General features: G+C 71.6%; 9 protein-coding genes. 1 reads left to right on the forward strand and 8 read right to left on the reverse strand.

The annotated features are described in order from the left end of the window. Positions 1-6: 6 nt before the first annotated feature. Complete coding sequence (locus ACWEN3_RS31730; RefSeq protein ID WP_452977711.1) at positions 7-939, reverse strand: 5'-nucleotidase; 933 nt, start codon at positions 937-939, stop codon at positions 7-9. Between the two features lie 29 nt (positions 940-968). After that, positions 969-1,604 carry a GNAT family N-acetyltransferase gene (locus ACWEN3_RS31735; protein WP_452977713.1) on the reverse strand — a complete coding sequence of 212 codons (636 nt, stop codon included), beginning with the start codon at positions 1,602-1,604 and terminating at the stop codon, positions 969-971. Positions 1,605-1,669: 65 nt separating this feature from the next. On the opposite strand from ACWEN3_RS31735, the gene ACWEN3_RS31740 reads away from it, so the two are divergent. Then, positions 1,670-2,620, forward strand: a complete 951-nt coding sequence (locus ACWEN3_RS31740) for a pseudouridine synthase (protein WP_452977716.1) — start codon at positions 1,670-1,672, stop codon at positions 2,618-2,620. Between the two features lie 135 nt (positions 2,621-2,755). Here ACWEN3_RS31740 and ACWEN3_RS31745 read toward each other — a convergent pair whose 3' ends face one another. The 6 genes from ACWEN3_RS31745 to ACWEN3_RS31770 form a co-directional block, all read right to left on the reverse strand. Then, a complete protein-coding gene (locus ACWEN3_RS31745; RefSeq protein ID WP_452977719.1) occupies positions 2,756-4,222 on the reverse strand; it encodes a cytochrome P450 in 1,467 nt (488 codons plus the stop codon). Between the two features lie 48 nt (positions 4,223-4,270). Further along, positions 4,271-4,891 carry a GTP-binding protein gene (locus ACWEN3_RS31750; protein WP_452977722.1) on the reverse strand — a complete coding sequence of 207 codons (621 nt, stop codon included), beginning with the start codon at positions 4,889-4,891 and terminating at the stop codon, positions 4,271-4,273. Beyond that, a complete protein-coding gene (locus ACWEN3_RS31755; protein ID WP_452977725.1) occupies positions 4,872-5,285 on the reverse strand; it encodes a DUF742 domain-containing protein in 414 nt (137 codons plus the stop codon). The genes ACWEN3_RS31750 and ACWEN3_RS31755 overlap by 20 nt, the downstream gene beginning before the upstream one ends. Then, entirely contained in the window at positions 5,282-5,686 is a 405-nt protein-coding gene (locus tag ACWEN3_RS31760) for a roadblock/LC7 domain-containing protein (protein ID WP_452977728.1), read from the reverse strand. Before ACWEN3_RS31760 ends, ACWEN3_RS31755 begins: the two co-directional genes overlap by 4 nt. After that, the gene (locus ACWEN3_RS31765; protein WP_452977732.1) at positions 5,683-7,341 is read right to left on the reverse strand and encodes a sensor histidine kinase; all 1,659 of its coding nucleotides are present in this window, start codon (positions 7,339-7,341) and stop codon (positions 5,683-5,685) included. Before ACWEN3_RS31765 ends, ACWEN3_RS31760 begins: the two co-directional genes overlap by 4 nt. Positions 7,342-7,706: 365 nt before the next feature. After that, positions 7,707-10,559: a DEAD/DEAH box helicase gene (locus ACWEN3_RS31770; protein WP_452977735.1), complete on the reverse strand. Its 2,853-nt coding sequence runs from the start codon at positions 10,557-10,559 to the stop codon at positions 7,707-7,709. Positions 10,560-10,674: the final 115 nt, after the last annotated feature.

Below are 10,674 nucleotides of genomic sequence, written 5' to 3' on the forward strand. Positions count from 1 at the left end.
GCCGCCTCAGCGCTCGTTGATCCTGCCGAAGGGGATGTGCACGCTGGGCGTCGTCCGGGACGTGCTCTCCAGGTGCGTCACCTGGTCGTCGAAGAAGATGTGCGGGTCGAGCACCTTCATCACCGCGCCCTTCTCTATGCCGCCGAGGAAGAACGCGCTGTTGGCCGTCACGCCCCACGTCTTCAGGCTCGTCACGGCGCGCTCGTGCGCCGGTGCGTTGCGCGCCGTCACGATGGAGACGTGCACCCGGATCTCGTAGCCGGGATCGCTGCCGCGCCGCTCCTCCTCCCGGCGTTGTATCCGGTTCACGCTCGCGAGGAAGTCCCGCAGCGGTCCGGGGTCGTGCGGGGTCGCCGCGTTGCGGGCCTCGTGGGCGCGGAACTCCTCCAGGCCGGCGGACTGGTAGACCTGCTCCGCCGCGTCACTGGCGAGCACCCCGTCGAAGTCGAAGGCGATCCGCAGCTCCCGGTCGGCGGGGTCGTCCGCGTACGCCGAGCCGAGGACGTGCCCGGCGGGCAGGCCGGCCGCCACGGCCTCGCGCACGTCGTTGCCGTTCGCCGACAGGAACAGGGACATGTTCAGCGCCGTCATGAACCGGTACGGGGACCGTCCCTGCATGAACACCGCCCGGCTGATGGGCAGTCCGTGGGTCTGGATCGACCGCATCACGCGCAGCCCGGTGTCGGGGTCGTTGCGGGAGAGGATGATGACCTCGACCAGGGGGTCCCCGGGTTCGGCGAGATCGTTCAGCGACAGCAGCCGCCGGATGAAGGCGAAGGCGACGCCCGGCCGGAGCGTGTTGCCGACGTTCTCCTCCTGGTAGGCCCGGTAGGCCTCCTCCCCCTGCTCCCTGAAGACCGTGTCCGACTCCCTCAGGTCGAACAGGGCGCTGGAGGCGACCCCGACGACGAGTCGGTTCGCCAGCTCGTAGGGCGGCATACCAGGAGCCTTTCACACCGGCCCGGCCTTCATGCCGGCCGCGCCGTTCCCGACGGTGACGGCGGCTCCGCCCCTGCGACGCCCCGGTCGCCGCGCACGCGCGCGTGCAGGTGCATGTCGTGCCAGCCGTCCGGGTGGAGGAGGGCGCTGCGCCTGGTGCCCTCCAGGACGAAGCCGGTCTTCGCGGCGACCCGGCAGGACGCCGGGTTGGTGGTGGCGTGCGTCAGCTCCAGCCGGTGGAAGCCGATCTCCTCGAACGCCCAGTGGGCCAGCGCGGTGGTGGCCCGGGCCGCGACGCCGAGGCCGCGGGCCTGTGGGACGGTCCAGTACGCGACCTCGGCCACGCCGTCGCCCAGCAGGATCTGGCGCAGCGCCACCCGGCCCAGCAGCCGGCCGGTGTCCGCGTCGTCGACAGCCCACTGGGCGTCCCGCTCGCTCTCCCACGCCTGCTGCCATGCGGCGATCCAGCCGGCGGCCTCCTCCGCGGAGTCGCAGGACCTGATGTGCCACTGGTGCATCAGGGGGTCCTGGAAGGCCGCGTGGACGGCGGGCGCGTCCCCGGCCCGCCAGGGGCGCAGACGCAGACCGTCTCCGGTGGGGATCGTGGGCTGGGCGGTGCGGGCGAGGGTGCCGGCGGCGACGACCGGGCTGGTGAGGTACGGCATGATCCACATCCTGCCGTCACCGCGGCCGGCGGCCCACCTGTTTCGCGCCTCGTACCCTTGACCCGGTGAGACGCCGTACACCGCCCCCGCCCGCCCCGCTCCCCCAGCGCCACGGCGTGGACCCGGTGCGGGTGCGGCTGCCGGCCGGCGGGGCGTGGGCCACCGTGCGGGAGCATCTGGTGGCGCGGCTCACCGGCGCCGGGCCCGGGGTCGTCGCGGGCATGTTCGACGCGGGGCTGATCGTGGGCGCCGACGGGCGGGCGGTGGCGCCGGACGCGCCGTACCGGGCGGGGATGTTCGTATGGTTCCACCGCGAGCTGCCCACGGAGGTGCCGGTGCCGTTCCCGGTGACGGTGGTCTACCAGGACGCGCACATCGTCGTCGCCGACAAGCCGCACTTCCTGGCCACGACCCCGCGCGGCACGCATGTCGCCGAGACAGCGCTGGCCCGGCTGCGGCACGTGCTGGGCATCCCGGCACTGACGGCCGCGCACCGCCTGGACCGGCTGACGGCCGGCCTGGTGCTGTTCACCGTGCGGCCCGAGGAGCGCGGCGCGTACCAGACGCTGTTCCGGGACCGGCGGGTGCGCAAGGAGTACGAGGCGGTCGCGCCGTACGACCCCTCGCTCGGGCTGCCCCGGACCGTGCGCAGCCGGATCGTGAAGGAGCGCGGGGTACAGGCCGCCCGTGAGGTCGAGGGCGAGCCCAACGCGGTGACCCGGGTGGAACCTGCGGAGCGGCGGGGCGGGCTCGGGCGGTACCGGCTGGTGCCGGAGACCGGGCAGACCCATCAGCTGCGGGTGCACCTGAACGCCCTCGGCGTGCCCATCCTCGGTGATCCCCTCTATCCCCGGGTGACCGGCCCGGTGCCGGCCGGTGACTTCCGGCGCCCCCTGCAACTGCTCGCACGGAGACTGGAGTTCACCGATCCGGTCACCGGGGCGGAGCACGCGTTCGTCAGCGAGCGCCTGCTCCAGGCCTGGACGTCCTTCGAGGCGTGGTCCGGCGAGGACTAGTCCGACCCGGCAGAACCCGAGGCGCCCGGCACGCCCATGCGCGGGATTGGTCACCGATCGCCGGCTACGCTCCCCCACGCTCGTACGGCGTCGTCCCTCTGCCCGCCAGGCAGGGCCTGGCGCGGTTCGCTCATCTCACTCCCCGCGCCACCAGTCCAGCAGCCGCTGCCAGAGCCCCTTCGGCCTCGTGGGGGCCGGAACGGCCGTGGGGGCCGGCGGTACGGCCATGGGCTGGGGTACGGCCACGGGCTGCGGTACGGCTGTCGGCGCGGGGTTGTGCCGGGGCGGGGCCGGCAGGGCGCTCGGCGCGAGCTCCACGTCCTGCTGCGGCTTGGGCTCGAAGCGCACGGGCAGGGCCACCAGGTGCCGCGAGGCGATGGACGACCGCCAGCGCAACTCCTCCTCCGCGCAGTCGAGCTGGGCGTCGGGCAGCCGGGTCAGCAGGGCGTCGACACCGACGTCGGCGATGGCGCGCCCGATGTCCTGGCCGGGGCACTCGTGCGGGCCGCCGCCGAAGGCGAGGTGCGAGCGGTTGCCCTGCATGCTCGCGGACAGGTCGGGCCGCACCCGCGGGTCGAGGTTGCCCGGGGCGGGCGCGAACAGCAGCCCGTCGCCCTTGCGGATGCGCTGCCCGCCCAACTCGGTGTCCTGCTTGGCGTAGTAGCCGAGGACGGTGCTGAACGGCGGCTCGTCCCACAGGGACTGCTCGATCGCCTCCGGCACGGTCATCTGGCCGCCGTTGAGCTGGGCGCGGAAGCCCGGCTCGGTGAGGACCATGCGCAGCGCGTTGGCGAGGAGGTTGGCGGTGGCCTCGTAGGCCGCGAAGAGGACGAGGCGCAGATGTTCGCGGACCTCGTCGTCGGTGAGTCCGGCCGGGTGGATGACCAGGTGACTGGTGAAGTCGTCCTCGGGCCGGACCCGGCGCCGGGTGGTGAGCCGGCTCAGCGCGTCCATGACGTAGGCGTGGCTCTGGATCGCGGTCTCGGTGCCCTTGAGGGCGTCTCGCGCGGCCTGCACCATGCGGTCGTTGTACTCCTCGGGCATGCCGAGGACCTCGCACATCACCGCCATCGGCAGGTGCTCGGCGAACTGGGAGACCAGATCGGCCCGGCCGCGCTCGCAGAAGCTGTTCACCAGGCCCTGGGTGTGACGGCCGATGTGACGCCGCACGCTGCGGTGGTCGATGGTGCCCATGGCCGCGGTGACCGCGGCCCGCAGCCGCTGGTGCTCGTCGCCCTCGGCGTGGGAGCAGATGGGCTGCCAGGCGATGTGCGGCATGAGCGGGTGGTCGGGCTTGACCATGCCCTCCCGCAGCGGGCCCCAGATCCGGCTGTCACGGGTGTACTGCGAGGGGCTGCGGACCATCTGGAGGTTCTCGGCGTGCCCGAGGACCACCCACATCGGCACGTCGTCGTGGAGCAGCACGGGCGCCACCGTGCCGCGCTGCTCCCGCAGTTGCTCGTAGAGGCCGTCCAGGTCGTCCGCGTCGGGGCCGTAGAGCCGATGCAGTCCCCCGGGGCCGAGGCCGTGCGCGGGGCAGCCCGGCGGCGGACCGGACGGGGCGTCGTGCGTACCGGTCGGGGATTGGGGTTCAGGCGTCACAGTGATCGCTCCGGAACGGAGAAGGGTTGGGGGCGGGTCGGCGGCGGGTCAGGTGAGCGCGCCCGACAGGGCGAGCGAGTGCAGGAAGCGCATCAGGGTCATCAGCACGTCCTTGCTGGAGGCCCGGCGGCGCACGTCGCACTCGACGATCGGGATGTCGGGGGCCAGGTCCAGCGCGGTGCGCAGTTCCTCGACCGGGTAACGGGGCGCGTCCGGGAAGGAGTTGACGGCGACGACGAAGGGCACGCCGCGTTCCTCCAGCCGGCCCATGACGTCGAAGCTGACTTCCAGGCGCCGGGTGTCGACCAGGACGACCGCGCCGAGCGCGCCCTCGAACAGGCCGTTCCACAGGAACCAGAAGCGCTCCTGGCCGGGGGTGCCGAAGAGGTAGAGCACCAGTTTGTCGGTGATGCTGATACGGCCGAAGTCCATCGCCACGGTGGTGGCGGTCTTGGATTCGGAGCCGTAGTTGTCGTCGACGCCGATGCCGGCCTGGGTCATGGTCTCCTCGGTGGTCAGCGGCCGGATCTCGCTGACGGAACCGACCATGGTGGTCTTTCCGACGCCGAAGCCGCCCACGATCACGATCTTGACCGCGGCCTGGGCCGTGTGCGGCAGATGGTCCTCGGTGCGCGGGCCGGGGACCGTGTCAGAGCTTTTGAAGTCCATGCATCACCGCTTCGAGGAGTGAACGGTCGGCGACCGCCTGGCGGACGATCGGGGCGCGCGCCTGCACCAGTTCCGCCGTGATCATCTCCGTGATCAGCACGGTCATCGCACTGAACGGCAGGTTGAGATAGGCCGAGAGTTCGGCCACGGACAGCGGGGAGGTGCAGAGCTGGAGCACTGCCGCGTGCTCCGGGGAGGCGCCGGGCGGGGGTGCGCAGCGCGCCACGATCAGGGTCACGAGGTCGAGTTCGGCCCGGCTGCCGTCGGCGGATCCGGTGACGGCGTAGAGCCGTTCGGGGTTCCTGGGCAGGGGCTGGCCGTGTGCCGCCGGGGGCGGGGACGGCTGTGGGGGCGGCGGGGTCGGCTGGCGCCGTTTGCGTCGTGGAGGGGTCATACGGTCTGCCCGTTCCGCCGGGGCGGACTGGTGAGGTGGGCGCCGATGCGGACGACGAGGTCCCGCATCATGCCGCTCATCCGGCCCGGCTCGCAGGTCACGTCGGCGAGCACGGCGAGGTAGGCGTTGGCGCCCGCGTTCATCAGGTAGAAGTAGCCGCCCTCGATCTCGATGACGACGACCTTCATCTCGCCCGCGCCGGGGATCTCCTGGATGATGGCCCCGGCCAGGCTCTGGACACCCGCGCAGGCGGCGGCAACCCGGTCGGCGGCGTCGGGTTCGCCACCGTAGCGGGCGATGCGCAGTCCGTCGGCGGAGAGGACCACGATCATCTCGATCCCCGGTACTCCGTCGTTCAGCTGCTTGAGCATCCAGTCGAAGTTGCCTCGCTGCTGGATCACTTGAGGTTCCCCTCGTCGTCGGCCTCGGTGGGGGCGGCCGAATCATCGATCAGGTGCAGGTACTTGGTCGGGTTGAGCGTGAAGTCGGTGAGTTCGGGCGCGCTGGCGCCCTCGGGCATCCCCTTCCTCAGGCCGTCGAAGAAGGAGTCGATCCACATGCCGGGCGGCCGCTCGATGAGCTTCTTGCGCTCGGGGTCGATCTCGGGCTCGGGCTCGGGCTCCGACCTGGTCTGCGACCAGATGGTCGGCCGGCCCTCCCGCTCGGCCCGCTCGATGGCGGCCTGCTCGGCGAACCGCTGGCTGAGGGGGGTCTTCACCCGGCTGCGGCGCTGAGGCAGGCCGCCCGCCGTCCACTCGGTGACCTCGGGGACGTCGTCCTCCATGGAGATCCCGGCGGGGATCTTCGGGCTGGTGGGGCGGCGCTTCTTGGGCGGACGCTTGGGTCCCTCGACGGCGCCGAGCTCGGGCAGCGGGATGCCGGTCGCGCCGATGCCGTGGGCGGCGCCGACACCGGGCTCGGTGGTGGTCATCACGCGCGGCACGATGAGGATCGCGCGGACGCCGCCGTAGGCGGACGTGCGCAGCGAGACCTCCATGTCGAACTGCTTGCAGAGCCGGCCGACGACGGCGAGGCCGAGGCGCGGGTTCTCACCGAGGTTCTGCGCGTCGTCGCCGTTCTTGGCGTCCTCGATCATCTGCTCGATGCGGGCGCGGGACTCCTCGCTGAGGCTGACGCCGGCGTCCTCGATCTCGATGGCGATGCCGGCCTGCACCTCGGCCGCGGTCACGTGCACCTTGGTCGAGGGCGGCGAGTAGCGGGTGGCGTTGTCGAGGAGTTCGGCGGCGGCGTGGATGACCGGCTCGACGGCGGTGCCCTTGATGTTGATGTTGACGATGGACGCCAGGTGGATGCGCCGGTACTCCAGGATCCGGGACATGGCGCCGCGCAGCGTGCTGTAGAGGGAGACCGGCAGGGGCCACTGGCGGCCGGGGCGGCCGCCGCCGAGGACGGAGATGGTGTCGGCGAGCCGGCCGATCAGCGAGGTGCCGTGGTCCAGGCGCAGCAGGTCGTCGAAGACCTCGGGGTTGCGGCCGTGGTCCTCCTCCATCTCCCGCAGTTCCTTGGCCTGCTGGTGGACGATGGCCTGGACGCGGCGGGCGATGCTCACGAAGGAGCGCTCCGTGGCGTCCCGCATGGAGATCTCGTGGTCCGCGCCGCGCAGCGCGATGCGCAGCATCTCGCGGTAGGAGTCGGGCAGGGCGCGCAGTTCGGGGTCCGCGTCGTAGACGTTGCGCACCACGTCACGGAGCACCTCGCCGGCGCGCAGCCGGTGCAGGGCCCTGGGCAGGATGTCGGTGGCGAAGCGGTCGATCAGCTCGTCCTGGGCGGCGAGCCGGTGCTCCAGATACGCGGTGTGACGGCCGTGTTCGGCCCGGGCCTCACGCAGCAGGCGGCCGCGGCGGGCGGCTTCGGCCGCGGTGGCGAGCACCAGCAGCACGGCCAGGGCCCCGCACCCGCCGACGGCGATCCGGGCCGAGGCGGGTACCAGGGCGACGGCGGCCCCGGTCGCGGCGGCCATCAATATGGCCGGCGGCAACAGCACCCGCGCATAGGGACGTTCACGGCGACCGGGAGGCTTCTGAACACTCACCATGGATGCCTTCTGAGAAGAATCGGCTGGGTGTCGGGGGGACTTTCGCGGGGAAGGTTCACGGAACAGTCGTGACACATGGCATGTTTGGGAACAAGCGCACGAATTCACCTCAACCCGGTGCGCCGCGGGCGAGCTTAGTCCGACCGGATCATCGCTGTGTCATATTCAGCAAGCACCTGAAATCGCCCCTGCGGCAGGAGTAACCTCAACTCCATTTACACGCTGGGCATTTGTTCGAACGCATTCGGTAACGACGTATCGGCGTGCGAAAGTCACTCACCGTGATGAGTGAAACGGGGTTCGGCTCGTACGACGAAAAAGGCAGCGCCTCACAGGAGGCGCTGCCTTCGCGGAAGGGGTACGGGTCAGCCCACGGACGAGTAGGCCACCACGCCCCGCAGCAGCTGTTCGACCGCCTTGCGCGCGGCCTTGGTCACGGTCGAGCCCTCCACGGGCGCCGCCGCCGAGATCTGCCCGAGCACGTCGATCACCTGCTTGCACCACCGCACGAAGTCACCCGCGGGCATCTCCGCCTCCCGCAGCACCTCGTCCAGGGCCTTGCCCGACGCCCACATGTAGGCGGCCCAGGCGAACCCGAGGTCCGGCTCGCGCTGTCCGACGCCCTCGGTCTGGTTGATCCGGAAGTCCTCCTCCAGTGCGTCCAGCCGGCCCCAGATCCGCACCATCTCACCCAGCGCGGCCTTCGCCTTGCCGGAGGGCAGCTTCGGGGCCAGCGCGTCGTCACCGACCCGGGCCTCGTACACCAGCGCGGAGACGCAGGCGGCCAGTTCGGCGGGAGAGAGGTCCTCCCAGACCCGCTCACGCAGGCACTCGCTGGCCAGCAGGTCGAGTTCGCCGTACAGGCGCGCGAGCCGCTTGCCGTGTTCGGTCACCTCGTTGCCGCGCAGGTAGTCCAGCTCGGTCAGCAGCGCCACGATCCGGTCGAAGGTGCGGGCGATGGTGTTCGTCCGGCCCTCGATGCGCCGCTCCAGCTGCGAGGTGTCGCGCAGGAGCCGGTGGTAGCGCTCGGCCCAACGGGCGTGGTCCTCACGGTCGTTGCAGCCGTGGCAGGGGTGGGCCCGGATCTCCGTGCGCAGCCGGGCGATCTCCCGGTCGTCGGCCGCCTGCGAGCGCTTCTTGCGGGCCCGCTCCGGCGGGATGTGCCCGGCCTTGGTGCGCAGCGCGGAGGCGAGGTCCCGACGGGACTGCGGCGAGCGGGGATTGAACGACTTCGGGATCCGCATCCGGTCCAGCGCCTCGACCGGCACCGGGAAGTCCATCGACGCCAGCCGCTTGACCTGCCGTTCGGCGGTCAGCACCAGCGGGCGCGGCCCGTCGTGCTGGTCGAAGCCGCGGTGGCCGTTGGAGCGGCCGGCCGGCAGCCCGGGGTCCAGCACCAGTGCCAGGCCCGCGTACTTGCCCGTCGGCACGTGGATGACGTCGCCCGGCTTCAGCCGCTCCAGGGCGACGGCGGCCTCGGCCCGGCGCTGCGTGGCGCCCTGCCGGGCCAGCTCCGTCTCGCGGTCCTTCAGCTCACGGCGCAGCCGCGCGTACTCCTCGAAGTCGCCGAGGTGGCAGGTCATGGAGGCCTTGTAGCCCTCCAGTCCCTCCTCGTTGCGCTGCACCTGCCGGGAGATCCCGACGACCGACTTGTCGGCCTGGAACTGCGCGAAGGAGGTCTCCAGCAGCTCGCGGGAGCGGTGCCGGCCGAACTGCTCGACCAGGTTGACCGCCATGTTGTACGACGGCTTGAAGCTGGAGCGCAGCGGGTATGTGCGGGTGCCCGCGAGACCGGCCAGGTGCTCGGGGCTCATGCCGCGCTGCCAGAGCACGACCGCGTGCCCCTCGACGTCGATGCCCCGGCGGCCGGCGCGCCCCGTCAGCTGGGTGTACTCGCCCGGTGTGATGTCGGCGTGCTGCTCGCCGTTCCACTTGACGAGCTTCTCCAGCACCACCGAGCGGGCGGGCATGTTGATGCCGAGCGCCAGGGTCTCGGTCGCGAACACGGCCTTGACCAGGCCGCGCACGAACAGCTCCTCGACGACCTCCTTGAAGGTCGGCAGCATGCCCGCGTGGTGGGCGGCGATGCCCCGCTCCAGGCCCTCCAGCCACTCGTAGTACCCGAGGACGTGGAGGTCCTCGGGCGCGATGTGGGACGTGCGCTCCTCGACCAGGGCGCGGACCCTCTCCCGCGCCTCCTCGTCGTTCAGCCTGAGGCCCGCGTACAGGCACTGCTGGACGGCGGCCTCGCAGGCGGCGCGGCTGAAGATGAAGGTGATGGCAGGGAGCAGGCCCTCGGCGTCCAGGCGCTCGATGACCTCGGGCCGGCCCGGCGTCCACACGCGCGAGCGCTGTCTGCGCTCGCGCTCCCGGTCGGCCTCGCGCATCGCGCGGCCGCGCCGGCGGTCCTGGTACGACGGCCGGGTGGCCTCCATGCGGGCCAGGCGGGCGAGGTCGGGGTTGACGGCCTTCTTGTGGCCCTCGCCCTCCTCGAACAGGTCGTACATCCGGCGGCCCGCGAGCACGTGCTGGAACAGCGGCACGGGCCGGTGCTCGGAGACGATCACCTCGGTGTCGCCGCGGACCGTGTCCAGCCAGTCACCGAACTCCTCGGCGTTGGAGACGGTCGCGGACAGCGAGACCAGGGTCACCGACTCGGGGAGGTGGATGATGACCTCCTCCCAGACCGCGCCGCGGAAGCGGTCGGAGAGGTAGTGCACCTCGTCCATGACCACATAGCCGAGACCGAGGAGGGTCTGGGAACCGGCGTACAGCATGTTCCGCAGGACCTCGGTGGTCATCACGACCACCGGGGCGTCGGAGTTCACGCTGTTGTCGCCGGTGAGCAGGCCGACCTTCGCGGCGCCGTAGCGACGGCACAGGTCGGCGTACTTCTGGTTCGACAGCGCCTTGATGGGCGTCGTGTAGAAGCACTTCTTGCCCTGCAGCAGGGCGAGGTGGACGGCGAACTCGCCCACGATCGTCTTGCCCGAGCCGGTGGGTGCGGCCACCAGCACGCCCTTCCCGGCCTCGAGGGCCTGGCAGGCCTCGATCTGGAAGGGGTCGAGGCCGAAGTCGTACATCTCGCGGAAGGACGCGAGCGCGGTGGCCTGCTCGGCTGCCCGCCTGCGGGCTGCCGCGTACCGCTCGGCCGGTGAGAGGTCCTCTGTCATCGTGCTTTCGAGACTACCGGGCCCCACTGACAACAGGACGATCATTATCCGGAACGTGGGCTGATCGACAAAGACGGATGCCCCCGCCCCGGAACTCGTCCCGGGGCGGGGGCATCGCACGGGAGCGATCGCCGGTGGCCTCCTCGGCTGGGCGCTGACT

This window comes from Streptomyces sp. NPDC004561 (genome assembly GCF_053602155.1).